The following is a 26,417-nucleotide window of genomic DNA, read 5'->3' on the forward strand; positions in this document are numbered from 1 at the left end:
CTCAGTCGATGCTGGCAGCAACCGAACAGGCGATTGCTGTTTACCCCCCAGAACTCTCCCGGAGCTGACTACTCCGAAAGCTACTCCCGATGACCCGTGCGCCGGTGTACCGGCTCTCCCCTGTTTTGGATGGCCTGCGCTTAAGGATAGTTGGGAATTCGGCAGGTAAAGGCGAGATACGCAATTAGTTGTGGCAGACCGTTCGTCTGCCACCGCGCCAGCCCGCGGGAGCCGGGGCCTTCAACGTTACAAAAAAATTATTCAGTGGTGCCTTGCGCCGTTTCCGCAGGATATGTCGTACGCCACAGCTCGAATCCGCCATCCATGCTGTAGACGTCGGAGAAGCCCTGGCTGATCAGGTAGGCGGCCGCACCCTGGCTGGAATTGCCGTGATAGCAGACCACCACGGTCGGTGCATCGAGGTCGGCGCCCTGGATGAACGCGTGCAGGGAATGATTGTCCAGATGCTTCGAGCCTGCGATGTGCAGGGCGGCAAAAGTGGCCGGGTCGCGGACGTCGACCACCACTGCGCCTTGTTCGCGCAGGGCCTGGGCCTGTTCCGGGGGGATACGTTTGAATTCGCTCATGGCGGGCTCCTGTGGCTCGGCTGAATGGGCAGTCTAGCGCGGGGCGCTGGCTGGCGATGTTTGGGGAATGGATGAGGCGACTGGCGGCACGGCATGACCGTGTTCGTCGCATTTGCAGGACAGGCGCTCAAAGCTGTCGACGTTCATCAGGGTCAGGGCGCCGCCCCAGACGCAACCGGTGTCGAGGGCCGAGATACCTGGCTCTTCGACGTTGCCTTCCAGCGCTGCCCAGTGACCGAAGATGATTTTCAGGTCCTTGGTCTTGCGTTCCTTGTGCTGGAACCAGGGCTTGTAGCCAGGTGGTGCGGTATCGAGGCCTTCCTTGCTCTTGAGGTCGAGTTTGCCTTCGGCGGTGCAAAAGCGCATGCGCGTGAAATAGTTGGTGATCACTCGCAGGCGCGTCACGCCTTTGAGGTCGTTGTCCCATTTCGCCGGATCGTTGCCGTACATGCCATCGAGGTAGGGTGGCAACAGGTTGTCGTCACGCAAGGCGGCCTCGACTTCGGCAGCACATTTCAAGGCTTTGCGCAGCGACCACTGGGGTGGAATGCCGGCATGGACCAGTGCAAGGTTGCGCTGTTCGTCGTAGTGCATGAGCTTTTGCTGGCGCAGCCATTCCAGCAGTTCGGCGCTATCGGGCGCTTCAATGATCTCGCGCAGGGTGTCGGCCTTCTTCAGGCGTTCGATGTTGCGTCCGGCAGCCAGCAGGTGCAGGTCGTGGTTGCCGAGCACGCACACCAGCGATTCGCGAATGCTGTAGAGGAAGCGCAAGGTTTCCAGCGACTGCGGGCCGCGGTTGACCAGGTCGCCCACCAGCCACAGACGATCCCGTTGTGGGTCGAACGTCACTTGTTTGAGCAGGCATTGCAGGGCTTGAAGACAGCCTTGCAGGTCACCGACAGCGTACGTTGCCATCAGTGCAGGGCTCCGGGCACCGCCAGGCGGAAGGGCGCGATGATGGCATCGAAATGTTTGCCGTCGTCGGACAACATTTGATAAGTGCCTTGCATGGTGCCGACCTTGGTGGTCATGACCGTGCCGCTGCTGTAGGTGTGGCTTTTGCCGGGGTCGATCAAGGGCTGCTGGCCTACCACGCCTGCGCCGCGCACTTCTTCGACATGCCCGTCACCATCGGTGATGACCCAGTGCCGTGAAAGCAGTTTGGCGGGCATTTCACCGTTGTTTTGCACGGTGATGGTGTAGGCGAAGGCAAAGCGGTCGTGCTCGGGTTGCGATTGTTCCGCCAGATAGCGGGTGACGACGCTGACGTCGATCTGATAACGAGGATCGGACATGCAAGGGGCCTTAAAAACGAAGCGGGACGCGGGGCGTAGCTGATGGAGTTCAGTCTAGGCCAAGTATCGGGTAGTAGACCAGAGTGGCGTCCTACCCGATAGCGCTCATCGCCTGTCAGTCAGCGGCAGGCTTTTGTTCGCTGAGCTTGTCGGCCAGGCGCACGAACGCGGCCAGGTCGAGTTGCTCGGGACGCAGGCTGCCATCGACGCCGGCGGCTTCGATTTCGGCGTTGCTCAGCAGCAGCTTGAGGGTATTGCGCAGGGTTTTGCGGCGCTGGTTGAAGGCTTCGCGCACGACGCGCTCCAGCAAGCGGTGATCCTTGGCCGGGTGCGGCAGTACCGCGTGGGGTACCAGGCGCACGATGGCTGAATCGACTTTCGGCGGCGGGTTGAACGCGCCCGGGCCGACGTTGAACAGGTGCTCGACCCGGCAGTGGTACTGAACCATGATCGACAAGCGACCCCAGTCACCACCACCCGGGCCGGCAGCCAGGCGTTCGACCACTTCCTTTTGCAGCATGAAGTGCATGTCGCGGATCAGGTGCGAGTTGTGCAGCAGGTGAAAAATCAGCGGCGTGGAGATGTTGTACGGTAGGTTGCCGACCACTCGCAGGCTGCCTGGTGCGGCATTCAGGCTGTTGAAGTCGAACTTCAGTGCATCGCCCTGATGCAGGTTGAAGTTGCTCTTGCCGGCAAACTGCTGGTTGAGGATCGGGATCAGATCCTTGTCCAGCTCCACCACGTCGAGTTGCGCACCGCTGCTGAGCAGGCCTTGGGTCAGTGCACCCTGGCCCGGGCCGATTTCCAGCAGGCGATCTTCTGCCTTGGCATGAATGGAACGCAGGATGCGGTCGATAACGCCGGCGTCGTGCAGGAAGTTCTGGCCAAAGCGTTTGCGCGCCTTGTGTTGGTAGTGCTCGGTCATAAACGGGTCTCGGCCATCTGGTAGGCGGTTTCCAGGGCGACTTGCAGGCTGCCGGTGTCGATCTTGCCGCTGCCGGCCAGGTCCAGGGCGGTGCCGTGGTCGACCGAAGTGCGGATGATCGGCAAGCCAAGGGTCACGTTGACTGCCGCGCCGAAGCCTTTGTACTTCAGCACCGGCAGGCCCTGGTCGTGGTACATCGCCAGCACCGCATCGCAGTGCTCCAGATATTTGGGGGTAAACAGAGTGTCGGCGGGCAGGGGGCCACGAAGGTCCATGCCCTCGCCGCGCAGGCGCTCTAATGTGGGTTCGATGATATCGATTTCTTCATGGCCCAGATGTCCGCCCTCGCCGGCGTGGGGGTTAAGCCCGCAGACCAGGATGCGTGGCTGGGCGATGCCGAACTTGTTTTGCAGGTCGGCGTGCAGGATTCGCGTGACGCGTTCCAGACGCTCCGGCGTGATTGCATCGGCAATCTCGCGAAGGGGCAGGTGAGTGGTCACCAGGGCCACGCGCAAGCCGCGTGTGGCCAGCATCATCACCACTTGCGCGGTGTGGGTCAGGTCGGCGAGAAATTCCGTGTGCCCGGAAAAGGCGATCCCGGATTCGTTGATCACACCTTTGTGCACCGGCGCGGTAATCATGCCGGCAAAATCTCCGCTCAGGCAGCCTTGGCCGGCGCGGGTCAGGGTTTCCAGAACGAAGGCAGCGTTGGCCTTGTCCAGTTGCCCGGCGACGACCTTGGCATTAAGCGGTGTATCCCAGACATACAGGCTGTTGGCTGGCGCGGGTGCATCCGGCCAGTTGTCCGGTGTGACCGGCAGCAAGTCGACAGCCACGCCCAATTGCGCGGCCCGCTCAATGAGCAGGTCGCGGCTGGTAATGGCAATCAGGGGGTGAGGCTGGGCTTGCGAGGCGAGCAGCAGGCACAGGTCGGGACCTATGCCGGCCGGTTCGCCGGGTGTCAGCGCGAAACGTTGGGGTTTCACTGCGCTGCCTGGTCGGCGCCAGGGAGTTTGATTTCCACGTACGCTTCGTCACGGATCTGACGTAGCCAGGTTTGCAGCTCTTCGTCGTATTTGCGGTTACGCAAAACGGTCATTGCTTGTTGTTCGCGAGCCTGTGAGGTGCTGTCGGTGGCGCGACGGCCAAGGACTTCCAGGACGTGCCAGCCGTATTGAGTCTGGAACGGCTTGGACAGCTGACCTTGCGGGGTCTTGGCCATCACTTCGCGGAACTCGGGCACCAGGGCGTTCGGGTCGATCCAGTTCAGGTCGCCGCCGTTGAGGGCGGACCCCGGGTCTTCCGAGTAGCTTTTCGCCAGCTCGCCGAAGTCTTCGCCAGCCTCGATACGGCTGTAGAGCGAGTCAGCCAGGGCCTTGGTTTTTGCTTCGTCGCGGATCGGACTCGGTTTGACCAGGATGTGGCGCACATGCACTTCGTCGCGCATCTGGGTCTGGCCGCCACGCTTTTCGAGGACCTTCAGGATGATGAAGCCGCCCGGGGTGCGCATTGGCTGGGTGACATCACCCACCGGCATGGTGCTCAGCAGGCGATCGAACGGTGGAGGCAGCTGAGCGGCCTTACGCCAGCCCATGTCACCACCTTCCAGTGCGGTTTCGCTGGCGGACTTGGCGATTGCCAACTGACCGAAGTCAGCGCCTTGCTTGAGCTGCTGGTAAATCGCATCGGCCTGTTTGGCTGCATTCTGAATCGCGTCGGAGTTGGCGCTTTCCGGCGTAGGAATCAGGATGTTGGCCAGGTGGAACTCTTCAGACAGCTGCATTTTGCCCAGGTCGGACGCCAGGAAGTTCTTCACTTCCTGCTCGGAGACCTGAATGCGTTCGGCGACCCGGCGCTGGCGCACACGGCTGATGACCATTTCGCGACGAATCTGCTCGCGTGCGTCGTCGTAGGACAAACCGTCGCGAGTCAGGGCGGCGCGGAACTGCTCGACCGACATGTTGTTGCGCTGGGCAATGGTGCCGACAGCCTGGTTCAACTCTTCATCGGTAATGCGGATGCCGGAGCGTTCGCCGATCTGCAATTGCAGGTTTTCGACGATCAGGCGCTCAAGTACCTGCTGCTCCAGCACGCTGGCCGGCGGCACGGCAGAGCCACGCTTGGCAATGGTTTGCTGAACTTCATGAACGCGTTGGTCCAGTTGGCTCTGCATGACCACGTCGTTGTCGACGATGGCCACCACTTTATCGATGGACTGTACAGCGGCACTGGCCGCCGTACTCAGGAACAGCGCGCCCAGCATCAGCGGGCGCAAACAATCAGAAAGCTTGGTCTTCACGTTCACGATAACCTTGAATGCCTTTGTCGAGGAAGCTCTCTGCCTTGGAGCCGGTGAGGCCGCCGAGTCCCTTCAGAACAATTTGTAGGAAGACGCCATGGTCGCCTTTTTCGTTTTGCGGTGCTTCCTGACTGAACTCGTCATAGGAGACCCAGTAACGGTTGATCAGGCGCAGTTTCCAGCAGCAGCTGTCGTACTCGAAACCACCGAAGGCTTCCAGGGTACGGTTGCGGTTGTAGTCATACTGCCAACGGCTGATAGCGCTCCATTGCGGCACGATCGGCCAGATCACCGAGAAGTCGTGCTGTTCGATCTTGTAGTAATCCTTCACATAGCCAGGAGTGCCAGGGGTGCCGTAGTCGCCACCACCCACAGTCCATTTACCGGTGTTCTGGTCGTAACGTACCTGGTCATTGCGATATCGATAGCCGGCGTTGATGACCTTGTTCGGGTTGTCTTCAGGCTGGTAATGGAACATCGCGCTGCCCGAGCGAGGGCTGCGGCTGTCCGGGTCCCAGTTGTAATCGGCCGTGGTACGCCAGTCGCGGTTCCAGCGATACTCGTACTCCAGCGCATATGGGGAAACGCTGGCTTTGGCGTCGTCGCGATCGTTGAAGTCCACACCTGGCAACTGGACTTTACGGTCCTTGAAGTACAGCGCCTGGCCGACGCTGAGACGTTGACGTTCGAAGCCGTTGTCTTCAATCCAGCGGCTGGTCACGCCCAGGGACAGTTTGTTCTCGTCGCCGACACGGTCGGAGCCGGAGAAGCGGTTGTCACGGAACAGCGACGCATAGTTGAAGGTGTATTCGCTGGTATCGAATACCGGGATGTCTTCTTGGTCGACCTCAGGCACGTACAGGTAGAACAGACGCGGTTCGAGGGTCTGGCGGTAGTTCTTGCCGAAATACTGGGTATTGCGATCGAAGTACAGGCCGCTGTCGATGCTCGCGATCGGCACGCCGCGGTTCTGGTTGCTGTCGAAGGTGCCGCTGAGTTTGTCCTGCTGTGGGGTTTGTGCAGCAATCTGTGCTTTGCCGATGCTGTCCAGATCCAGTTGGTACTGGGTGTACTGGTACTTGAGCTTTGGTGTCAGGAAGCCGTATGTCGTGTTCATTGGCAAGCTGATGGCGGGCGCGAGATTCAGACGGTCACCAGTGGCGCGTGCCAGGCCTACAACGTTGGTGTCCAGGCGTGGAGTTACATTACCGTCTTCATCGGAGTAATTGCCGTTCTGCAGATCACGGTCAAACCGCACGATTTCGGTGTTGTACGAAAAATTCAGACCGTTCGGATGATATGGCAGCGCACCATCAAAGGTGATCTCCGGCAAGCGATCATACGGCGTAATGTTCGATACGCTCGCCAGTTGGTATGCCTGGGCATTCACGCGAGCGGTATAGCTGTCGCCGCGATAGGTGACAGAGCCCTGCTGGTTCACGTAGTCCTGGCTTTTCACGCCAATCTGGTCGGTCTGCAGATCCTGGAAGTAATACGGATCGCTGATCTTGGTGTAGTCGACTTGCGTGAGCGTTCGCGAGTCGAGACCGCCCTTGTGCTGCCAGTTGTACATGTAGCGGGTTGTTTCGGCGTCGGTCTGCTTGTCGCGTTCGTCGCTTTCGTCGTTGAGGTACGCCGCGCCGAACTGGCCTTCGCTGGACTTGGTCAGGTAGCGGAATTCGCCTTCCATCAACAAGCCGTGCTTTTCCATGTAGCGCGGGTACAACGTGGCATCGTAGTTCGGCGCCAGGTTGAAGTAGTACGGGGTGACCAGCATGAAGCCGGTATCGCTGCCGGTGCCGATGGTCGGCGGCAGGAAGCCGGACTGGCGACGGTCGTCGATCGGGAAATAGATGTACGGCGTGTACAGGACCGGAATGTCCTTGACCCGCAGCGTCACGTTGGTCGCCGTGCCGAAACCGGTGGCCGGGTTCAGGGTGATGTTGTTGCCCTTGAGCTGCCAGGCGTTGCTGTTCGGTTCGCACGTGGTGTACGTACCATCCTTGAGGCGGATGATCGCGTTCTCGGCACGTTTGGCGTACAGCGCATTACCGCGGATGCGCGATTTGTGCATCACGTATTCGGCGTTGTCGACCTTGGCTTCACCGGTGTCGAGCTGCACGTCGGCGTGGTCGCCGACGATCAGTGCGCCGTTGTCGCGAATGCGCACGTTACCGTTCAGGTCGCCACGGCTCTCGGCCTGGTACAGGTTGGCTTCGTCGGCTTCGACCTGCATGCTGCCCTGACGCATGACAACGTCGCCGGCCAGGGTCGCAACTTGCTCATCCTGCTTATAGCGGGAGGCTTTTGCGCCGATAAAGGTTGGAGCGTCACTTTGATTCGTCTTGTCATCCATGCCAGGACGAATCGGTTCGATATAGGAACCAGAGCAATAAGGACCGGTTTCGGCCAATTGTGCGGCGGTGAGCTGCTCGCGGGGAACCCAGTCGAGGTGACTGTAGTCTGCGCTACGCGACTTCAGGCCACGGCCTTTGGATTCGGTGACCAGCACCGGCTTGGCGCCAGTGTCTTCGCTGGAGCCGTTCTCGGCCGGGGCTTCGCCGGTGGCGGAAACTGCGCTGCCATCATGAACGGGACGCGGTGGCAATGCAGCCGCTGGCGACTTTGGTGCACAGTCCCAGGAACCCGAAGCAGAGACTGAGCAGTCAAACTGTTCCGCGGCGACCACGTAGGAAGTGGCAAGGGGTTGCAGCGCCAGCAAACTGCCGGTAACCAACAACGGAAATTTTTTACCAAACGCGGGGGATTTCAATGCCATCTTATTAGTCCGGGCTTCCTGCGTGCCATCTGCCCGCGGTGTGGGCCGCACGCCTCTCGATGGTCTGAAAAAGATGCTGGATAATAAAGCATGACCCGCTTGACGGCTAGCGCCGTCGGAGACCCTTGCAATGCCTGATCAAGATGTACGCTTGCAACACCTGAAAGTTTGGCTCGATGAACAATTGGCGACCCTTTTTGCCGAGCAGGGCTGGGGCGTCGTACCCCCGGCCACGTTGACTGCGGCTAGCAGCGACGCGAGTTTCCGGCGGTATTTCCGCTGGGAAGGCGGTGACAAAAGTTTCATCGTGATGGACGCTCCGCCGCCCCAGGAAAACTGCAAACCCTTCGTGGATATCGCCTTTTTGCTGGCGAAATCCGGAATAAATGTGCCGAAAATTTATGCCGAAGACCTCGAACGCGGTTTTCTTTTGCTCAATGACCTGGGCAACAAGACCTATCTGGACGTCATCGACAGCGAAAACGCTGACGATTTGTTCAAGGACGCCCTGCAAGCGTTGCTGGCTTTCCAGCAGTTGCCGATGGTTGCGCCTTTGCCGAGCTATGACGTGGCCTTGCTGCGTCGCGAGCTGGAACTTTTCCCCGAGTGGTACGTGAAGCGCGAATTGGGCATCGAATTCGACGCGGCGCAGCAAGTGCTCTGGCAGCAGGTCAGCGAACTGTTGATCGACAGCGCCCTGGCACAGCCAAAAGTCCTGGTGCATCGCGACTACATGCCGCGCAACCTGATGCTCAGCGAGCCCAATCCCGGTGTACTGGATTTCCAGGATGCGGTGTATGGCCCGGTGACCTACGACGTGACCTGCCTGTTCAAGGATGCATTTCTCAGCTGGCCGCAAGAACGTGTGCACGGCTGGCTCGAAAGCTACTGGCAGCAAGCGGGAGCCCTCGGCATTCCGGTTCAGCCCGAGTTCGAGGACTTCCTGCGTGCCAGCGATTTGATGGGCGTGCAACGTCACCTGAAAGTCATCGGCATTTTCGCGCGTATCTGCCACCGCGACGGCAAACCGCGTTATCTGGGCGACGTGCCGCGCTTCTTTGCGTACATAGAAGCGGTGATCGCTCGCCGCCCTGAACTGGCCGGGCTGGATGTGTTGCTGGCCAGTCTGCGTGCCGGAGTGAAAGCATGAAGGCAATGATTCTGGCCGCGGGCAAAGGCGAGCGCATGCGCCCGCTGACCCTGACCACGCCAAAACCGCTGGTTCGTGCCGGCGGAGTGCCGCTGATCGAGTATCACCTGCGAGCGCTCGCCGCCGCCGGGTTCACCGATATCGTGATCAATCACGCCTGGCTCGGTCAGCAGATCGAAGACTATCTGGGCGATGGTTCGCGTTATGGCGTGAGCATTCAATACTCGGCGGAAGGTGAGCCCCTGGAAACCGGCGGCGGGATTTTCCGCGCGTTGCCGTTGCTGGGGGATGAAGCGTTTGTCGTGGTCAATGGCGACATCTGGACCGATTACGACTTCAGCGTGTTGCATCAGCCCATCAACGGCCTGGCGCACCTGGTGCTGGCCGGCAACCCGCCCCATCATCCGGCCGGGGACTTCAGCCTGGTCGGCAACCAGGTGCACGACGGTCAGCCGGAGGCCGCCACTCTGACCTACAGCGGCATCGCCGTGTTGCATCCGCAGCTGTTCGACGGTTGCACTGCGGGGGCCTTCAAGCTCGCGCCGCTGTTGCGCAAAGCCATGGCTGACGGGCAGGTGACCGGCGAGCAATTGAGGGGGCACTGGGTCGATGTCGGTACTCACGAGCGTCTGGCCGAAGTTGAAACATTGATAGAAGCGAGCCGCTGACATGCTGTGGCCAGGGACTCTGATCGGAGCCGGAGCAGGCTTTGCCATAGCCAGCATTCCGGGGGCCATGCTCGGCGCGTTGTTGGGGCAGGCGCTGGACCGGCGCTTGCACCTGCAGAGCTGGGGGCACTTGCGGGAAAAACTGGGCGGTCGCCCGGTGCTGCGTAACGATGAATTGCTATTTGTTCTGTTGGGGCGGCTGGCCAAGTGCGACGGCCAGGTGATGGCCGGGCACATCGAACAGGCCCGAGCGGAAATGCGCTCGCTGGACATGTCCGAATCGGCCCGGTGTCGTGCGATTGCCGCGTTCAATCGCGGCAAGTCGGGCCGCGACCGGCTACACGGATATCTGCGTCGCCTGAGTGCCCAGCCCCATGCGGCAGAAGGCGTGTTGCGCGCCTGCTGGCGAATGGTGTGGGCCGATGGTCGTGCCGGCAGCAGTGAGCGTCAATTGATCGGCCAATGGGGCAAGTGGCTGGGCTGGACGCCCCATCAGGTGCAGATGCTGGCCCACGACTATGAGCCGCAGAAGCGGCCATTGGGCAGCAGTGTGCCAAGTTATCAGGACGCGTTAAGGCTTTTGGGGGTGTCGGCCACCACTGAACCGGCGCAGATCAAGCGTGCTTATCGGCGCCTGCTCAGTCGTCATCACCCGGACAAGATTGCCGGCAGTGGCGCGACGGCGACGCAGGTTCGTGAGGCCACCGAGCGAACGCGTGAACTGCATAATGCCTATACGCTGATTCGGGAGCGACGGGATTTTCGCTAGCCGAACAGCTTTATGTCGTCTGTGATGACCCCTTCGCGAGCAAGCCCGCTCCCACATTAGATCCAGAGTGAACACAAAATTTGTGATCGCCCAAGGACAAGTGTGGGAGCGGGCTTGCTCGCGAAGAGGGCGACGCGATCTGTCAGTCCGCCACATTCAGCGGATTCAACCAGCCCCGCACCCGACGGAAAAGTTGCTCCTGCTCGACCTTGTTGTCTGGCAACGCCTTGAGCGACACCTGGCTGAATGACGACGCCTTCAAGCGTTTGTTGGCCTGCAAGCGGGCCAGCGCTGCGTTGCGATCCAGCAGTCTGTCGTTATAGAAAATGTCGACAGTCGGCAGCTTCAAGGTTGGGGTCAGTTCAGCCAGTTCCGGTTTCGCCGCCACAGGTGCCTGGGCAGCAACCATCACCAGCTTTTCGACCTGCGATGGCTGCTTCTCGCTCAGGTAACGCGCGGCCCAATAGGCGCCGGAACCATGCCCCAACACCACGATACTGCGGGCGCTTTGCTGTTCGGCGAAGGCGATCGCGGCGTCGATCCGGGCAAAGATGCGCTCGGCATCTGCCTTGGACTGTTTCTCAGTGGTTTCGGCAATGGCCTTGTCGGCCACATCGGCCTCGCCACCGGCCACCTGTTCGACGGGGGTGGCGGTAGTTGAGTCTTTACTACCGGTTTCGGGGGGCTTGGGAGCTGGCGCTGCTTCGACGATTCGTGGCGCAATGGCATCGCTTTGCAGGTCCGGCAAGGTGATACTCAGGCTGCTCCATTCGGCATCCGGCAATTTGCGTCGCAAAGGACCGACCGCTTGCGGCCAGTCAACGGTTTCACCGGCGCCCGGGATGATAATTACCGCGCCTTTGGGTTCGGCGGTATTGGCCGGTTTCCACAAGGCCAGAAACGTGTCGGTGCCTGCTTGCAGTTGTTGCTGTTCCTGAGCCGGGATCTTTCGCTCAAGTGCAGTCGCTTCTTCCTGACTACGCTCAGGCAGCGGCTGACGTTCAAGTGGTTTTTCTTCGGCGGTTTTTTCCTCCGCGGCGGGCGCCGGGTCGGCCGCCTTGACGGAAAAAGCGCAAGGCAGGATCAGCGACAGGCACAATGCTGGCAGTGCCAGGCGGTAGACAGGGGGCATCGGATATTCCAGGCCAGAAGATGTTCCGGCAGCCTAATGAGTTGGTCAGTATTTGTCAGTGTGTGAGAGTTCAATGATGCGTTTTCGCTGCCTGTGGGTTATCGGCTGCTTGTGGTTTCCCTTGATGGGCTGGGCGGCCGCCGCGCCTCCGGCGCCCGTTGCCCAACTGTCCCCGAAACAGCAGCACTGGCTGGCGCAGCAGGGCGAGTTGCGGGTCGGCGTGGTGTTGCAGGCGCCCTATGCGCAATACGATCGCCGTTTGCAGCGCCTGTCCGGAGTGAACGTCGAGTTGATGAAGTGGCTGGCAAAAAACCTCAATGTCGAACTGAGCTGGCGCAATTTTCCCGACCTTGAGCAATTGGAAACCGCGGCCCGCGAGGGCGAAATCGACATCGCCCCGGGGCTGACCCAGACCCCTGGCGGGCTGCGCCTCTGGCAGTTTTCCGACCCCTACATGCGGGTGCCGCAACTGGTGGTCAGCGATCAGAAAAGCGCCGGCGCGGTCGAGCTGGAAAAACTCGACAGCCAGACCCGCGTCGCCGTGCGCATGCCCAGTGCCATCGCCGATTACCTGCGTGGCAACTACCCGCACCTGAATCTGCAAGGCGTACCGATGGAGCGCCAGGCATTGCAATTATTGGCTGGCCAGCAGGCAACTTATGCGGTGATCGATGAGGCGCAACTGGGACGCTTGTCGGTCGAGACGGAGTTTGCCGGGTTGGTGGTGGTGGGGGATGTCGGTCTGCCGCAGCTGCTGCGGGTGGCCACGCTCCGCGACAAGCCGGAACTGGCGGGCATCGTCGAAAGTGCATTGCGGGCGATCCCGGCCAAGGACCTGGAGCAACTGCACAATCAATGGCTGCAGCCCAAGTATCCGAGGCTCACCGAGTCTCCGGGGTTTTGGCAGAACCTCTGCCTGTTGCTGGCCGTGCTGGCGTTGAGTTGCATGGCCATCGTGGTCTGGCAGCGTCGCCAGCAGCACAACCTGGAACAGCGCCTGCTGGCCGCGCAAGAAGACATCGCCTTGCGCGCCGCCAGCGAAGAGGCCTTGCGGCTCACCCAGTTTTCCATCGACCAGAGCACCGTCGGCATACTCTGGGTCAACTGGGACAGCCATGTGCGCTACGCCAACCGCGCGGCGGAAAGCATGCTGGGCTATCCGGCCGGCGGGATCATCGATCGACCCCTGATCGACTTCGAGCCTGGCCTGCACATGGACCGTTGGCTGAACCTGTGGAAACGCGCCCGGGCCAGTGAAGAAGGCCCGCAAAGCTTCGAATCCAATTGCGTGCGGGCCGATGGCAGCATCTTGCCGGCCGATGTCTCGTTGAGTTTTCTGCGCTTTCGCGATGGCGAATACCTGGTGGTTTACCTCAACGATGTCACCGAGCGGCGTCGCGCCCTGGCGGCCTTACAGGAAAGCGAGGCGCGACTGCAAGGCATCGCCGCCAACGTTCCGGGGCTGGTGTTCCGGCTGGAGCGGGCGCCGGTGACCGGTCAGATCGACTTTGCCTACATCAGCGAAGGCAGCGAAAGCCTGGTGGGTTACTCGCCGGCCACGCTGGCGCATCGCGATAAAGGCCTGCGCAGCCTCGTGCATCCGGATGACAAGGCCAGCTATCACCAGACCCAGGATCATGCGCTGGATACCGACAGCGACTGGTCGTGGCAGGGGCGAATCCTCACGCGTCAGGGCGAGCAGCGCTGGGCGGAAATCAAGGCCATCACCCGCCGGCTGGAAGACGGCGCCTATGTCTGGGACGGGATCGTCTGGGACATCAGCGAAAGCAAGCGCATCGAACTTGAACTGGCCAGCTCCCGGGAACAACTGCGTGAGTTGTCCGCGCACCTGGAAAGCGTGCGCGAAGAAGAAAAGGCGCGCATCGCCCGGGAAGTTCACGACGAGTTGGGTCAGATGCTCACCGTGTTGAAGCTGGAAACGTCCATGTGCGAACTGGCCTACGCCCAGCTCGACCCTGGTTTGAACGAGCGCTTGAACAGCATGAAGCGCTTGATCGCTCAGTTGTTTCAGTTGGTCCGTGATGTGGCCACGGCATTGCGCCCGCCGATTCTCGACGCAGGCATCGCCTCGGCCATTGAATGGCAGGCCCGCCGATTCGAGGCGCGCACGCAGATCCCGTGTCTGGTGCAGGTGCCGGACAATTTGCCCGTGCTCAGCGATGCGAAGGCAATCGGCCTGTTTCGAATCCTTCAGGAGGCGCTGACCAATGTCATGCGGCACGCCCAGGCGCATACTGTTGAACTGACACTGGCGCTGGAAGGCGACGAGTTGTGTCTGACGGTTAGCGATGATGGCGTAGGATTTGTCGCCGCAGCTGGCAGGCCGACGTCTTTCGGGATCGTCGGAATGCGTGAGCGAGTGTTGATTATGGGCGGCGAGCTATCCATTGAGAGTGAGCCGGGTGAAGGCACAACCCTGAGGGTACGAGTGCCGCTGGATGCTGCCTGAACAAGTTGTGTTGACTGTACCGACGCTTTCGCGAGCAAGCCCGCTCCCACAGGGGGGGCGCATTCCAAATGTGGGAGCGGGCTTGCTCGCGAATGATCTTGAATCTGGAGAAGAACGTGATCCGTGTACTGGTAGCCGAAGACCACACCATTGTTCGCGAAGGCATCAAGCAGTTGATCGGCCTGGCCAAGGACTTGCAGGTGGTGGGGGAGGCGAGCAATGGCGAGCAGTTGCTCGACACCTTGCGTCATGTGCCCTGCGAAGTGGTGTTGCTGGATATCTCCATGCCGGGCGTCAACGGCCTGGAAGCGATTCCGCGGATTCGCGCCCTGAACAATCCACCGGCGATCCTGGTGTTGTCGATGCACGATGAAGCGCAGATGGCCGCCCGGGCGTTGAAGGTCGGGGCTGCCGGTTATGCAACCAAGGACAGCGACCCGGCACTGTTGCTGACAGCCATTCGCAAGGTGGCGTCAGGCGGGCGTTACATCGATCCGGAACTGGCTGACCGCATGGTTTTCGAGGTCGGTCTTACCGACTCGCGGCCATTGCACTCGTTGCTCTCCGAACGCGAATTCTCCGTGTTCGAACGCCTGGCCCAAGGCGCCAACGTCAATGACATCGCCCAGCAACTGGCGCTGAGCAGCAAGACCATCAGCACCCACAAGGCGCGGCTGATGCAGAAGCTCAACATCACCTCGCTGGCGGAACTGGTGAAGTACGCGATGGAGCACAAGCTCCTCTAAAGCACACTGCTGTACCTGTGGGAGCGAGCTTGCTCGCGATAGCGGCGGGCCAGCCAACATCGATGTTGAATGTGATGCTGCCATCGCGAGCAAGCTCGCTCCCACAGGGGGCTCCATCGACTATTCGATTTCCGGCATATCCAAAAGCGACATGTTTTTGCAGCGGCTTTGCCAATTCTTGCGGCTTGCAGCTTGAAGCGTGCTGCTGCCCTATCCATCCCCGCCATCCTTGTAGGGCAATCCCTACCCCCAGCCTTCCATCCGGCTGAGGCCAATCTCTCTTGCGCCCCGATTTGCGCGGTCCCCAGCGTCCACTAGGCTTAACCCCACAGCAGTCATCAATAACAAAGGTGTGGGTATGAGCCAGGTCGATTCAAGCGCAGGGGCCAATGATGTTCTGGTCAGCTTTCGTGGAGTGCAGAAGAGCTACGACGGCGAGAACCTGATCGTCAAGGACCTCAACCTGGACATTCGCAAAGGCGAATTCCTCACGTTGCTCGGGCCGTCCGGCTCCGGCAAGACCACCAGCCTGATGATGCTCGCCGGCTTCGAAACGCCGACCGCGGGCGAAATTCTGTTGGCCGGGCGCGCCATCAACAACGTGCCGCCGCACAAGCGCGACATTGGTATGGTGTTCCAGAACTACGCATTGTTCCCGCACATGACGGTGGCCGAGAACCTGGCGTTCCCGCTGACCGTGCGCGGCATGAACAAGAGCGACGTCAGTGCCCGGGTCAAGCGCGTGCTGAGCATGGTTCAGCTCGATGCTTTCGCCCAGCGTTACCCGGCGCAGCTCTCCGGCGGTCAGCAACAGCGTGTGGCATTGGCCCGCGCGCTGGTGTTCGAGCCACAACTGGTGCTGATGGACGAACCCCTCGGCGCACTCGACAAACAACTGCGTGAACACATGCAGATGGAGATCAAGCACCTGCACCAGCGCCTGGGCGTCACCGTGGTCTACGTGACCCACGATCAAGGCGAAGCCTTGACCATGTCCGACCGTGTGGCAGTGTTCCACCAGGGCGAAATCCAGCAGATCGCGCCACCGCGCACCCTCTACGAAGAGCCGAAAAATACCTTCGTCGCCAACTTCATCGGCGAGAACAACCGCCTCAATGGCCGACTGCACAGCCAGACCGGCGACCGTTGCATTGTGGAACTCGGGCGCGGTGAGAAGGTGGAAGCCTTGGCGGTCAACGTTGGCCAGACCGGCGAGCCGGTGACCCTGTCCATTCGTCCGGAGCGAGTGAGCCTCAATGGCTCCAGCGACCAATGCGTCAACCGCTTCTCCGGGCGAGTCGAGGAATTCATCTATCTGGGCGACCACGTCCGGGTGCGCATGGAAGTCTGCGGCAAGACCGACTTCTTCGTGAAACAGCCGATTGCCGAGCTTGATCCCTCGCTCGCCGTCGGCGACGTGGTACCGCTTGGCTGGCAGGTCGAGCACGTTCGCGCACTCGATCCTCTTTTAGAGGCGCATTGATCGCCCCGGCAACACCAACACCAACCCTGCACGTGGAGAGAACAATAAATGTTGAGATCCCTGAAATTCACCGCTTTGGCACTGGGCATGATGGGCGCGGCACACGCAATGGCGGCCGGCCCGGACCTGACCGTGGTGTCCTTTGGCGGCGCGAACAAGGCGGCTCAGGTCAAAGCCTTCTACGCACCGTGGGAAGCGGCAGGCAACGGCAAGATCGTGGCCGGTGAGTACAACGGCGAAATGGCCAAGGTCAAGGCCATGGTCGACACCAAGAGCGTGTCCTGGGATCTGGTAGAGGTTGAATCGCCGGAACTGTCCCGTGGTTGCGACGAAGACATGTTCGAACAGCTTGATCCGAAGTTGTTCGGCAAGACCGAAGACTACGTCAAGGGCGCCATCCAGCCTTGCGGCGTGGGTTTCTTCGTGTGGTCGACCGTGCTGGCCTACAACGCCGACAAGCTGAAAACCGCACCGACCAGCTGGGTGGATTTCTGGGACACCAAGCAGTTCCCGGGCAAGCGTGGCCTGCGTAAAGGCGCCAAGTACACCCTGGAATTCGCACTGATGGCCGACGGCGTTGCGCCGAAAGACGTCTACAAAGTGCTGGCCGGTAAAGACGGTCAGGACCGCGCGTTCAAGAAGCTCGATGAGCTCAAGCCGAACATCCAGTGGTGGGAAGCCGGCGCGCAACCGCCGCAATACCTCGCTTCCGGTGACGTGGTCATGAGCTCGGCCTACAACGGTCGTATCGCTGCCGTGCAGAAAGAAAGCAACCTGAAAGTTGTGTGGAACGGCGGTATCTACGATTTCGACGCATGGGCCATCCCAAAAGGCCTGGATGCCAAGCGCGCCGAAGCGGCGAAGAAGTTCATCGCCTACTCGGTAATGCCACAGCAGCAGAAGACCTACTCGGAAAATATCGCCTACGGCCCGGCCAACACCCAGGCCGTACCCTTGCTGGCCAAGGAAGTCCTGAAAGACATGCCGACCACCCCGGAAAACATCGCCAACCAGGTGCAGATCGACGTCAGCTTCTGGGCTGACAACGGCGAGCAACTGGAACAGCGCTTCAATTCCTGGGCTGCCAAGTAAGACCGCACCGCGGGCTTACGCTGTAGGAGCGAGCTTGCTCGCGAAAGCGGTGGGTCAATCAACATAGATGTTGAATGTGATGGCCTCATCGCGAGCAAGCTCGCTCCCACAGATTGCGGTGTTTCAACACAACAGAGGTGGTTCGCCGCCTCTGTAACGATCAAAGATTCCCGGAGTACGTCATGGCTATCGCCGTTCCCCTGAACGAGGGCACCAGCCCCACCTTGAAGCAGCGGCTCAAGCACGCCGAGCGGGTCAACCGCTGGAAGGCCCAGGCGTTGATCGCGCCACTGGTGCTGTTTCTGTTGCTGGTGTTCCTGGTGCCGATCGTGGCGCTGCTCTACAAAAGCGTTGGCAACCCGGAAGTGGTCGGCGGCATGCCGCGCACCGTGACCGCCATTGCCAGTTGGGACGGCCGCGGCCTGCCCGCTGAACCGGTTTATAAAGCAGCGGCCGAAGACCTCGCCGAGGCTCGCAAGAATCAGACCCTGGGCGATCTGTCCAAGCGCCTGAACATGGAACTGGCCGGCTACCGCAGCCTGCTGACCAAAACCGCCCGCGCTTTGCCGCTCGCCACTGAACCAGCTTCTTATAAGGAAGCGCTGGAAGGCCTCGATGAGCGTTGGGGCGACCCGGCCTACTGGCAAGCGGTGCGCCGTAACACCAGCAGCATCACCCCGTATTACCTGCTGGCGGCTGTCGATCACCGCATCGACGACCTCGGCGAAATCGCCCCAGCCACCCCGGATCAGGCGATCTACCTCGACATCTTCGCCCGCACCTTCTGGATGGGCCTGGTCATCACCGTGATCTGCCTGGTGCTGGCGTATCCCCTGGCTTACCTGCTGGCGAATCTGCCGTCACGGCAGAGCAACCTGATGATGATTCTGGTGCTGTTGCCGTTCTGGACCTCGATCCTGGTACGAGTCGCGGCGTGGATCGTGTTGCTGCAATCGGGTGGCCTGATCAACAGCGGCCTGATGGCCATGGGCATCATTGATAAGCCGATCGAGCTGGTGTTCAACCGCGTCGGTGTCTACATCTCGATGGTGCACATCCTGCTGCCGTTCATGATCCTGCCGATCTACAGCGTGATGAAAGGTATCTCGCCGACCTACATGCGCGCCGCGATTTCCCTCGGCTGCCATCCGTTCGCCAGTTTCTGGCGGGTGTACTTCCCGCAGACCTATGCCGGTGTCGGCGCCGGTTGCCTGTTGGTGTTCATCCTCGCCATCGGCTACTACATCACCCCGGCATTGCTGGGCAGCCCGAACGATCAGATGGTCAGCTACTTTGTCGCCTTCTACACCAACACCAGCATCAACTGGGGCATGGCGACCGCACTCGGTGGGCTGCTGTTGCTCGCGACGGTCGTGCTTTATCTGATTTACAGCTGGCTGGTAGGCGCAAGCCGCCTGCGCCTGAGCTAAGGGGAGAACGAAATGCTGAGTCCTTATATGTCGCCCATCGAACGGGTGTGGTTCTACAGCTTGCGGATTCTCTGCGGCTTGATTCTGTTATTCCTGATCCTGCCGGTGCTGGTGATCATTCCGCTGTCGTTCAACTCCGGCAGTTTCCTGGTGTACCCGCTGCAAGGCTTCTCGTTGCAGTGGTATCACGATTTCTTCGCCTCGGCGGAATGGATGCGCGCCCTGAAGAACAGCATCATCGTCGCCCCGGCGGCCACGGTACTGGCCATGGTCTTCGGTACGCTGGCGGCCATCGGCCTGACCCGTGGCGACTTCCCCGGCAAGGCGCTGGTGATGGCGCTGGTGATTTCACCGATGGTGGTGCCGGTGGTGATCATCGGTGTGGCCAGTTATCTGTTCTTTGCTCCGCTGGGATTGGGTAACAGCTTCTTCTCGCTGATCGTGGTGCATGCGGTATTGGGTGTGCCGTTCGTGATCATTACCGTGTCGGCGACCTTGCAGGGGTTCAATCACAACCTGGTGCGGGCCGCTGCGAGCCTGGGCGCTTCGCCGCTGACTACGTTCCGCCGGGTGACCTTGCCACTGATTGCGCCGGGCGTGATCTCCGGGGCGCTGTTTGCCTTTGCGACTTCGTTCGATGAGGTGGTGGTGACGTTGTTCCTCGCCGGCCCTGAACAAGCGACGTTGCCACGGCAGATGTTCAGCGGCATCCGCGAAAACCTCAGCCCGACCATCGCCGCCGCCGCGACGCTGCTGATTGCCTTCTCGGTGATCCTGCTGCTGACCCTGGAATGGCTGCGTGGGCGTAGCGAGAAACTGCGTACTGCGCAGGTCTGAAGCCGAACCCGGTAAAAATGTGGGAGCGGGCTTGCTCGCGAAGCGGAGTGTCAGCTGGTGTATTAGTTGAATGACACACCGCCTTCGCGAGCAAGCCCGCTCCCACAATGGTTTTTAGTGTTCCCGGAAACCTTGGTCATTCAGCGCCTGAATGGCAGACAAACCCCAATCCCCAGCTACTATTGTGCCCAGCTCCCCTACCTATAAGAGGCTGCGCACATGAGTCTTTCCTCTTTCAAAATCGCTCACAAACTGATCACCGGCGCAGGTGCCATCGAGCAGCTGTCTGCCGAGCTTACACGCCTGGACATCGACAACCCGCTGATCGTCACCGATGCCGCCCTGGTCAAGTCCGGCACGGTAGAACTGGCACTGGCGCAGCTGGGCGATCGTAGCTACGAGATTTTCGACCGGGTGCTGCCAGACCCGGAAATCGCCATCGTCGAAGATTGCATGCAGGTCTATCGCGACGGCGGGCATGACGGCTTGATCGGCCTCGGCGGCGGCAGTGCCATCGACATTGCCAAGAGCGTGGCGGCCTACGCCGGGTACCACGGTGCGCTGGAGGATTTGTTCGGTATCGATCAGGTCCCGCGCAAAGGCCCACCGCTGATCGCCATCCCGACCACCGCCGGCACCGGCTCGGAAGTGACCAACGTCGCCATCCTTTCCGACAAGCTTGCGCAACTGAAGAAGGGCATTGTCAGCGACTACCTGTTGCCGGATGTGGCGCTGGTCAGCCCGCAAATGACCCTGACCTGTCCGCGCAGCGTCACGGCGGCCAGCGGTGTCGATGCGCTGGTGCACGCCATCGAGTCCTATCTGTCGGTCAACGCCTCGCCGATTACCGATGCCCTGGCCATCGGTGCCATCAAGTTGATCGCCAAGGCTTTGCCCAAGGCCTACGCCAACCCGTCGAATCTGCAAGCGAGGGAAGACATGGCCACTGCCAGCCTGATGGCCGGCATGGCGTTCGGCAATGCCGGGGTTGGCGCGGTGCATGCGCTGGCGTATCCGCTGGGCGGGCGTTTCAACATTGCCCATGGGGTCAGTAATGCCTTGCTACTGCCCCATGTCATGACCTGGAACAAGATGGCCTGCATCGAACGCATGCAGGATATCGCCGAGGCCATGGGCGTGAAGACCGCTCACTTGAGTATCAACGAAGCGGCCGACAAAGCCGTGCAAGCCATGACCGAACTGTGTGCCGCTGTGGAAATTCCCCAAGGCCTGCGCAGTTTCGGTGTGCCCGAGGACGCCATCCCTTCCATGGCCGTGGAAGCGGCGGGGATCGAGCGCTTGATGCGCAACAATCCGCGTAAGTTGAGTGCCGTCGATATCGAAAAGATCTATCGCGCGGCGTACTAGGGCCTTCTCTGATCAGGGATGATGGCAAGGTCCAATCATCGCGCTCACGGTGCGCGCGTCAAAGCATGAGGTATACAATGCGCGCCATCGTGATTCTGCTCAGAAAAGGTGCGTCATGCAGCCCTTCGTAATTGCTCCGTCGATTCTCTCCGCCGACTTCGCCCGCCTGGGTGAAGAAGTGGACAACGTCCTGGCCGCCGGCGCCGACTTCGTGCACTTCGATGTCATGGACAATCACTACGTGCCCAACCTGACCATCGGCCCGATGGTCTGCGCGGCGCTGCGCAAGTACGGCGTGACCGCGCCGATCGACGCGCACCTGATGGTCAGCCCGGTGGACCGCATCGTCGGCGACTTCATCGAAGCCGGCGCTACCTACATCACCTTCCACCCGGAAGCCACGCAGCACATCGACCGCTCCCTGCAATTGATCCGCGAAGGCGGCTGCAAGTCGGGCCTGGTGTTCAACCCGGCGACCCCGCTGGATGTGCTCAAGCACGTCATGGACAAGGTCGACATGATCCTGTTGATGAGCGTCAACCCGGGCTTCGGCGGGCAGAAGTTCATCCCCGGCACCCTCGACAAGCTGCGTGAAGTGCGGGCGCTGATCGATGCGTCGGGCCGTGACATTCGCCTGGAAATCGACGGTGGCGTGAACGTGAACAACATTCGCGAAATCGCAGCGGCAGGCGCTGACACCTTCGTCGCCGGCTCGGCCATCTTCAATGCGCCGAACTATCAGGAAGTCATCGACAAGATGCGTTCCGAACTGGCGCTGGCTCGCCCATGAGTGGTTTTGAGCAGTTGTTCCCGGGGCAACTGCCGCGGCTGGTGATGTTCGATCTGGACGGTACCTTGATCGACTCAGTCCCGGACCTGGCAGTGGCTGTGGACAAGATGCTGCTCAAACTCGGTCGTAAGCCCGCCGGTCTGGAAGCGGTTCGCGAATGGGTCGGCAACGGCGCGCCGGTATTGGTGCGCCGTGCGCTGGCTGGCGCTATCGATCATTCTGCGGTCGATAACCACGAGGCCGAACGGGCGCTGGAGTATTTCATGCAGGCTTATGGCGAGAGCCATGAGTTGACGGTGGTGTATCCCGGGGTGCGCGACTTCCTCAAATGGCTGCAAAAGCAGGGCGTCGAGATGGCGCTGATCACCAACAAGCCGGAGCGTTTCGTCGCGCCGCTGCTGGATCAGATGAAAATCGGTCGTTACTTCCGCTGGATTATCGGCGGCGACACCCTGCCACAGAAAAAACCCGATCCGGCCGCGCTGTTTTTCGTGATGAAAATGGCCAACATTCCGGCTTCGCAGTCGTTGTTTGTCGGCGATTCGCGCAGCGATGTGCTGGCGGCGAAAGCGGCGGGGGTCAAGTGCGTGGCCCTGAGCTACGGCTATAACCACGGTCGCCCAATTGCCGAAGAATCGCCGGCAATGGTGATCGACGACCTGCGCAAACTAATTCCCGGTTGCCTGGATCCGGCTGCTGAGATAACGTTGGCCGACGCTGTCAAACCCCCTTCTGGAAACGCCATCGTGGTGGTCACTCGCAAACTCTGGATGAAAGTCATCAAGGCCCTGGCCCGCTGGCGTTGGCGCGCCTGACTTGATTCTGGCCGGTTATCCGGCGCGTTTGCATACCTGACTGTTCGACCCTCAAGCCACGAGGCACCTCATGATCCGCGAAGAATTCCTGCGTTTGGCCGCTGCCGGCTACAACCGCATCCCGCTTGCCTGCGAAACCCTGGCCGACTTCGACACGCCGCTGTCGATCTACCTGAAGCTGGCCGACGAGCCCAATTCCTACTTGCTGGAGTCCGTACAGGGCGGCGAGAAGTGGGGCCGTTACTCGATCATCGGCCTGCCGTGCCGTACCGTGCTGCGGGTTCACGATCATCACGTCAGCGTGACCGTCGATGGCGTCGAGACCGAAAGCCACGACGTGGAAGACCCGCTGGCCTTCGTCGAAGCCTTCAAGGCTCGCTACAACGTGCCGACCATTGCCGGCCTGCCGCGTTTCAACGGAGGCCTGGTGGGTTACTTCGGTTATGACTGCGTACGTTATGTCGAGAAGCGCCTGGGTAAATGCCCGAACCCGGACCCGCTGGGCGTACCGGACATTCTGCTGATGGTGTCCGACGCGGTGGTGGTGTTCGACAACCTGGCCGGCAAGATGCACGCCATCGTCCTGGCAGACCCGGCGCAGGAAGACGCCTTCGAACAAGGTCGCGCGCGCCTGGAAGAGCTGCTGGAAAAACTCCGTCAGCCGATCACCCCACGCCGTGGCCTGGACTTCAGCAAGCAACAATCGGCTGACCCGGTGTTCCGCTCCAGCTTCACCCAGGACGATTACGAAAAAGCCGTCGACACCATCAAGGAATACATCCTGGCCGGTGACTGCATGCAGGTCGTGCCGTCCCAGCGCATGTCGATCGACTTCAAGGCGGCGCCGATCGATCTGTATCGCGCGCTACGCTGCTTCAACCCGACGCCCTACATGTACTTCTTCAACTTCGGCGACTTCCACGTCGTCGGCAGTTCGCCGGAAGTGCTGGTGCGGGTCGAAGACAACCTCATCACCGTACGCCCGATTGCCGGTACCCGTCCGCGGGGCGCCAACGAAGAGGCTGACCTGGCGCTGGAAAAAGACCTGCTGTCGGACGACAAGGAAATCGCCGAACACTTGATGCTGATCGACCTCGGCCGCAACGACACCGGTCGCGTATCGGAAATCGGCTCGGTGAAGCTCACCGAGAAGATGGTCATCGAGCGTTACTCCAACGTGATGCACATCGTGTCCAACGTCACCGGGCAACTGAAAGCCGGGTTGACGGCCATGGACGCACTGCGGGCGATCCTGCCAGCGGGCACCTTGTCCGGTGCACCGAAGATTCGCGCGATGGAAATCATCGACGAACTGGAACCGGTCAAGCGTGGCGTCTACGGCGGTGCGGTCGGTTACTTCGCGTGGAACGGCAACATGGACACTGCCATTGCGATCCGCACGGCGGTGATCAAGAACGGCGAACTGCATGTGCAGGCTGGTGGCGGCATCGTCGCCGACTCGGTGCCGGCGCTGGAATGGGAAGAAACCCTGAACAAGCGCCGCGCGATGTTCCGCGCCGTTGCCTTGGCGGAACAAACACCGAACGCCTGAGTTTGCGAAAAATCCTGTGGGAGCGAGCTCGCTCGCGATGGGGCCATCACTGCCACATTGATGTTGTCTGACCCACCGCTATCGCGAGCAAGCTCGCTCCCACAATGATCTCATCGCCAAAAAAACGCGGCGCCTGTGAGGGCGCCGCGTTTTTTATTGGCTGCACATCAGAAGTCCAGCGCAACACCTACGCTGATGCCCTGTTGGGTGAAGTCGTCGTCCTTGCGGATGTTGTAGCTGGCGCGCAGTGCCAGGTCCCGGGTGAGGTTGTGGCTCACCCCCAGGTTCACACGTTGCAAGTGACTTTGTGGGGTGTAGCCTTCCAGCGTGAACTGATTGTTCGGCAGGCTGTTGAGGTTGATGTCGACGTCCTGGGTATCGTCGTTGTACTCGCGCTCGATTGCCGCTTCGCCGAAAACCTGGGTTTGCGGGGTGATCTGGTATTTGCCCTGCAGGCCAGCGCCCAGGCGCCGGGAAATACGCTCCTGATCGGCGAAGGTCAGCGCCGTGGAATCGTTGCCGTCCTCCGAGTAACCGTCGACTTGCACCTTGGCGAAATCGGCACTGACAAACGGCGACAGATGCCAGGGGCTGCTGGCTTGTTGCGCGATGTCGTAACCCACGCGTGCGCTGAAGGCTTCGACGTAGCCGCTGGTATCGCCTTTTTCGCCGCGTTCGTTGACACCCAGCTGGAATTTACGCTTGAGGCTATCGTAATCCAGATGCCCGGCAGTCAACGCAGCATCAGCCCACACACGGTTTTGCTGGTACTGGGCGAATGCCGTGCCCAGGTAAGTGTTGAGCTTGTAGTCGGAGTCGTTGTTGCCGGCTTCGAGTTTCTGGTTATAGAAACCCGCCACCAGACCAACACGCCAGGCATCGTCGAGACGATAGCTGCCACCGATGTTCAGGTTGGCTCCGTTGCCATCGGCGCTTGCCACGCTGTCCTGACCGTCAAAGTCCTGATGCTGTCCGCCGCCGGAAACAATGGCTCGCCATTGGCCGACGCCTTGCCAGTTTTCCCAATCGGCCAGCCACTGATTGCGCAACTCATCCTGATGCGCACGCACGGTGCCCTGGGCCATTTCCGGCAACAGGGTCAGCTCCCACGGCGCTGCCAGCAGGGAATAGGCGTAATCGGCAATCAGGCGCTGCCCGGCTTCGGTGGGGTGCACTGAGTCGTTGTAGATCAGCTTGGTCGGGTCCGGCGTCGCGCTGTTGATGCCGTAGCGGGCGTTCTCGGTGCAGCCGCTGCCGCTGAAGCAGGTGGCGATGAGGTTCTGGTCGGTGGCCAGGCCAAACTGTGCCGGATTGGCGAACGTCTCTTTGAGCAGTACCGGAATGTTCAGCGGGATGACTTCGGCATTGATGTTTTGCAGTCGGCTTACCAGTTCAGTGTTGAACTGGGCGCTGAGTTGGGACGTGAACGCTTGCAGCGGGGTGCCGTTGAACGCCGGGGTAAAGCCGATATCGGGCAGCAACCAGACCATGACGTATTTGGCGCCGGCGGTTTGCAGCGTCTGCACGCTGTCGGCCAGGCGGTCGGCGGCGGCACTGGCCTGGGGCAGGCTGGTGACGCGACCTTGCAGGAAGTCGTTACCGCCACCCGACAGGTAATACAGTGCGTTCGGGTCGGCACGGAAGTTATTGGATGGTAGATAGCCGGCCCGGGTGCGTTCGCCGGTGGCGGAGGTGCTGGTGATCGAATCAAGAATCTGGTCGGTACGGTAGCCGCCTACAGCCCAGTTGTTACCATCAGGCAGGCCTTCGTTGGCGCGAACTGCTGAAGCAGAGGATGCCGTCTGATCTGCTGAAAACCCCAGTTTCCCACCCAGAATCTGTGTGGAGTTGAGCGAGCGGACCTCGCCGCTGCCATCCAGGTACACCGGCCCCGTCCGGTTGGTGAAGCGCTGTGTCGCCCCGGCAGGCCCGCCCGTGTCGGCAAAGGTCCCTGCATCGTTGAGACTGTCCCCGAAGACAACGAAATTTGTATAAGGATTAGGTGCGGCGTTCGCCTGGGCGCACGCGATCGCGAGCAAGCATCCTGCGAGCGGTACAAACAACGACTGTTTGATCATGAGCAAGTCCGTTTATTTATTGTTGTAGTGAACGAAACGACAGTACCAAAAACTTTCGGCCTTTTGCCATCTGTCGCGAAGCCTTTGATAGTTTCGCGGGCAGCACCCCCGGCGATATTGCGCGCTCTGCCCAGCTAAGTTACTGTGCCGGG

General features: G+C 60.7%; 22 protein-coding genes. 13 read left to right on the forward strand and 9 right to left on the reverse strand.

Going from position 1 to position 26,417, the window contains the following annotated elements; genetic code table 11:
• Nucleotides 1–257 precede the first annotated feature (257 nt).
• The 7 genes from glpE to KGB28_RS13115 all read right to left on the reverse strand — a co-directional run bounded on the left by glpE (nt 258) and on the right by KGB28_RS13115 (nt 7,885).
• On the reverse strand, nt 258–587 hold the full coding sequence (gene glpE, locus KGB28_RS13085) for a thiosulfate sulfurtransferase GlpE (RefSeq protein ID WP_008051614.1): 330 nt from the start codon (nt 585–587) through the stop codon (nt 258–260).
• A gap of 33 nt (nt 588–620) precedes the next feature.
• Nucleotides 621–1,502: a symmetrical bis(5'-nucleosyl)-tetraphosphatase gene (locus KGB28_RS13090; RefSeq protein WP_223445648.1), complete on the reverse strand. Its 882-nt coding sequence runs from the start codon at nt 1,500–1,502 to the stop codon at nt 621–623.
• The gene (apaG, locus tag KGB28_RS13095) at nt 1,502–1,882 is read right to left on the reverse strand and encodes a Co2+/Mg2+ efflux protein ApaG (protein WP_223445650.1); all 381 of its coding nucleotides are present in this window, start codon (nt 1,880–1,882) and stop codon (nt 1,502–1,504) included. Before apaG ends, KGB28_RS13090 begins: the two co-directional genes overlap by 1 nt.
• 115 nt (nt 1,883–1,997) lie before the next feature.
• Entirely contained in the window at nt 1,998–2,807 is an 810-nt protein-coding gene (rsmA, locus tag KGB28_RS13100; protein ID WP_046039480.1) for a 16S rRNA (adenine(1518)-N(6)/adenine(1519)-N(6))-dimethyltransferase RsmA, read from the reverse strand.
• Nucleotides 2,804–3,793 carry a 4-hydroxythreonine-4-phosphate dehydrogenase PdxA gene (gene pdxA, locus KGB28_RS13105; RefSeq protein WP_150756416.1) on the reverse strand — a complete coding sequence of 330 codons (990 nt, stop codon included), beginning with the start codon at nt 3,791–3,793 and terminating at the stop codon, nt 2,804–2,806. The genes rsmA and pdxA overlap by 4 nt, the downstream gene beginning before the upstream one ends.
• Complete coding sequence (gene surA, locus KGB28_RS13110) at nt 3,790–5,106, reverse strand: peptidylprolyl isomerase SurA (RefSeq protein WP_223445652.1); 1,317 nt, start codon at nt 5,104–5,106, stop codon at nt 3,790–3,792. The genes pdxA and surA overlap by 4 nt, the downstream gene beginning before the upstream one ends.
• Entirely contained in the window at nt 5,087–7,885 is a 2,799-nt protein-coding gene (locus KGB28_RS13115) for an LPS-assembly protein LptD (protein WP_223445654.1), read from the reverse strand. Before KGB28_RS13115 ends, surA begins: the two co-directional genes overlap by 20 nt.
• Nucleotides 7,886–8,015: 130 nt before the next feature.
• Here KGB28_RS13115 and KGB28_RS13120 point away from each other — a divergent pair, with 130 nt between their 5' ends.
• Genes KGB28_RS13120 through KGB28_RS13130 form a run of 3 tightly spaced genes read left to right on the forward strand, consistent with a single transcriptional unit; the run spans nt 8,016 to nt 10,472 of the window.
• Complete coding sequence (locus tag KGB28_RS13120) at nt 8,016–9,035, forward strand: aminoglycoside phosphotransferase family protein (protein ID WP_223445656.1); 1,020 nt, start codon at nt 8,016–8,018, stop codon at nt 9,033–9,035.
• Nucleotides 9,032–9,703 carry an N-acetylmuramate alpha-1-phosphate uridylyltransferase MurU gene (gene murU / locus KGB28_RS13125; RefSeq protein WP_223445658.1) on the forward strand — a complete coding sequence of 224 codons (672 nt, stop codon included), beginning with the start codon at nt 9,032–9,034 and terminating at the stop codon, nt 9,701–9,703. Before KGB28_RS13120 ends, murU begins: the two co-directional genes overlap by 4 nt.
• 1 nt (nt 9,704) lies before the next feature.
• On the forward strand, nt 9,705–10,472 hold the full coding sequence (locus KGB28_RS13130; RefSeq protein ID WP_223445667.1) for a TerB family tellurite resistance protein: 768 nt from the start codon (nt 9,705–9,707) through the stop codon (nt 10,470–10,472).
• 142 nt (nt 10,473–10,614) lie between these two features.
• On the opposite strand, the gene KGB28_RS13135 is transcribed toward KGB28_RS13130, so the two are convergent.
• Entirely contained in the window at nt 10,615–11,604 is a 990-nt protein-coding gene (locus KGB28_RS13135; RefSeq protein WP_223445669.1) for an alpha/beta hydrolase family protein, read from the reverse strand.
• 73 nt (nt 11,605–11,677) lie between these two features.
• Between KGB28_RS13135 and KGB28_RS13140 the strand changes: the two genes are divergently transcribed.
• The 10 genes from KGB28_RS13140 (at nt 11,678) to trpE (ending at nt 24,187) form a co-directional block, all read left to right on the forward strand.
• A complete protein-coding gene (locus KGB28_RS13140; protein ID WP_223445671.1) occupies nt 11,678–14,074 on the forward strand; it encodes a PAS domain S-box protein in 2,397 nt (798 codons plus the stop codon).
• A gap of 92 nt (nt 14,075–14,166) precedes the next feature.
• Complete coding sequence (locus tag KGB28_RS13145) at nt 14,167–14,820, forward strand: response regulator transcription factor (protein WP_223445688.1); 654 nt, start codon at nt 14,167–14,169, stop codon at nt 14,818–14,820.
• Between the two features lie 358 nt (nt 14,821–15,178).
• Complete coding sequence (locus tag KGB28_RS13150; protein ID WP_046039490.1) at nt 15,179–16,303, forward strand: ABC transporter ATP-binding protein; 1,125 nt, start codon at nt 15,179–15,181, stop codon at nt 16,301–16,303.
• A 48-nt stretch (nt 16,304–16,351) separates the two neighbouring features.
• The gene (locus KGB28_RS13155; protein WP_150725209.1) at nt 16,352–17,395 is read left to right on the forward strand and encodes an ABC transporter substrate-binding protein; all 1,044 of its coding nucleotides are present in this window, start codon (nt 16,352–16,354) and stop codon (nt 17,393–17,395) included.
• Nucleotides 17,396–17,577: 182 nt separating this feature from the next.
• Entirely contained in the window at nt 17,578–18,825 is a 1,248-nt protein-coding gene (locus KGB28_RS13160; protein WP_223445690.1) for an ABC transporter permease, read from the forward strand.
• A gap of 12 nt (nt 18,826–18,837) precedes the next feature.
• Nucleotides 18,838–19,662, forward strand: coding sequence for an ABC transporter permease (locus tag KGB28_RS13165; protein ID WP_007980200.1), 825 nt, complete (start codon nt 18,838–18,840; stop codon nt 19,660–19,662).
• A 219-nt stretch (nt 19,663–19,881) separates the two neighbouring features.
• On the forward strand, nt 19,882–21,030 hold the full coding sequence (locus tag KGB28_RS13170) for an iron-containing alcohol dehydrogenase (RefSeq protein WP_223445692.1): 1,149 nt from the start codon (nt 19,882–19,884) through the stop codon (nt 21,028–21,030).
• A 115-nt stretch (nt 21,031–21,145) separates the two neighbouring features.
• The gene (gene rpe / locus KGB28_RS13175; RefSeq protein WP_150725211.1) at nt 21,146–21,820 is read left to right on the forward strand and encodes a ribulose-phosphate 3-epimerase; all 675 of its coding nucleotides are present in this window, start codon (nt 21,146–21,148) and stop codon (nt 21,818–21,820) included.
• The gene (locus KGB28_RS13180; protein ID WP_223445694.1) at nt 21,817–22,635 is read left to right on the forward strand and encodes a phosphoglycolate phosphatase; all 819 of its coding nucleotides are present in this window, start codon (nt 21,817–21,819) and stop codon (nt 22,633–22,635) included. The genes rpe and KGB28_RS13180 overlap by 4 nt, the downstream gene beginning before the upstream one ends.
• A 70-nt stretch (nt 22,636–22,705) precedes the next feature.
• The gene (gene trpE / locus KGB28_RS13185) at nt 22,706–24,187 is read left to right on the forward strand and encodes an anthranilate synthase component I (RefSeq protein ID WP_223445696.1); all 1,482 of its coding nucleotides are present in this window, start codon (nt 22,706–22,708) and stop codon (nt 24,185–24,187) included.
• 167 nt (nt 24,188–24,354) lie between these two features.
• Here the strand turns inward: trpE and estP are convergent, their stop codons facing one another.
• A complete protein-coding gene (estP, locus tag KGB28_RS13190; protein WP_223445698.1) occupies nt 24,355–26,265 on the reverse strand; it encodes an esterase EstP in 1,911 nt (636 codons plus the stop codon).
• Nucleotides 26,266–26,417: the final 152 nt, after the last annotated feature.

The sequence above is a fragment of the Pseudomonas sp. BF-R-19 genome (assembly GCF_019956445.1).
Taxonomy (GTDB): Bacteria; Pseudomonadota; Gammaproteobacteria; order Pseudomonadales; family Pseudomonadaceae; genus Aquipseudomonas; species Aquipseudomonas fluorescens_BH.

Coding starts and splice junctions, on each gene's coding strand:
- murU (WP_223445658.1), top strand. CDS start 9,032: ATGAAGGCAATGATTCTGGCCGCGGGCAAAGGCGAGCGCATGCGCCCG.
- rsmA (WP_046039480.1), bottom strand. CDS start 2,807: ATGACCGAGCACTACCAACACAAGGCGCGCAAACGCTTTGGCCAGAAC.
- KGB28_RS13120 (WP_223445656.1), top strand. CDS start 8,016: ATGCCTGATCAAGATGTACGCTTGCAACACCTGAAAGTTTGGCTCGAT.
- KGB28_RS13090 (WP_223445648.1), bottom strand. CDS start 1,502: ATGGCAACGTACGCTGTCGGTGACCTGCAAGGCTGTCTTCAAGCCCTG.
- KGB28_RS13115 (WP_223445654.1), bottom strand. CDS start 7,885: ATGGCATTGAAATCCCCCGCGTTTGGTAAAAAATTTCCGTTGTTGGTT.
- apaG (WP_223445650.1), bottom strand. CDS start 1,882: ATGTCCGATCCTCGTTATCAGATCGACGTCAGCGTCGTCACCCGCTAT.
- rpe (WP_150725211.1), top strand. CDS start 21,146: ATGCAGCCCTTCGTAATTGCTCCGTCGATTCTCTCCGCCGACTTCGCC.
- KGB28_RS13160 (WP_223445690.1), top strand. CDS start 17,578: ATGGCTATCGCCGTTCCCCTGAACGAGGGCACCAGCCCCACCTTGAAG.
- KGB28_RS13170 (WP_223445692.1), top strand. CDS start 19,882: ATGAGTCTTTCCTCTTTCAAAATCGCTCACAAACTGATCACCGGCGCA.
- KGB28_RS13140 (WP_223445671.1), top strand. CDS start 11,678: ATGATGCGTTTTCGCTGCCTGTGGGTTATCGGCTGCTTGTGGTTTCCC.
- KGB28_RS13135 (WP_223445669.1), bottom strand. CDS start 11,604: ATGCCCCCTGTCTACCGCCTGGCACTGCCAGCATTGTGCCTGTCGCTG.
- KGB28_RS13150 (WP_046039490.1), top strand. CDS start 15,179: ATGAGCCAGGTCGATTCAAGCGCAGGGGCCAATGATGTTCTGGTCAGC.
- estP (WP_223445698.1), bottom strand. CDS start 26,265: ATGATCAAACAGTCGTTGTTTGTACCGCTCGCAGGATGCTTGCTCGCG.
- KGB28_RS13130 (WP_223445667.1), top strand. CDS start 9,705: ATGCTGTGGCCAGGGACTCTGATCGGAGCCGGAGCAGGCTTTGCCATA.
- KGB28_RS13155 (WP_150725209.1), top strand. CDS start 16,352: ATGTTGAGATCCCTGAAATTCACCGCTTTGGCACTGGGCATGATGGGC.
- KGB28_RS13180 (WP_223445694.1), top strand. CDS start 21,817: ATGAGTGGTTTTGAGCAGTTGTTCCCGGGGCAACTGCCGCGGCTGGTG.
- trpE (WP_223445696.1), top strand. CDS start 22,706: ATGATCCGCGAAGAATTCCTGCGTTTGGCCGCTGCCGGCTACAACCGC.
- KGB28_RS13145 (WP_223445688.1), top strand. CDS start 14,167: ATGATCTTGAATCTGGAGAAGAACGTGATCCGTGTACTGGTAGCCGAA.
- KGB28_RS13165 (WP_007980200.1), top strand. CDS start 18,838: ATGCTGAGTCCTTATATGTCGCCCATCGAACGGGTGTGGTTCTACAGC.
- glpE (WP_008051614.1), bottom strand. CDS start 587: ATGAGCGAATTCAAACGTATCCCCCCGGAACAGGCCCAGGCCCTGCGC.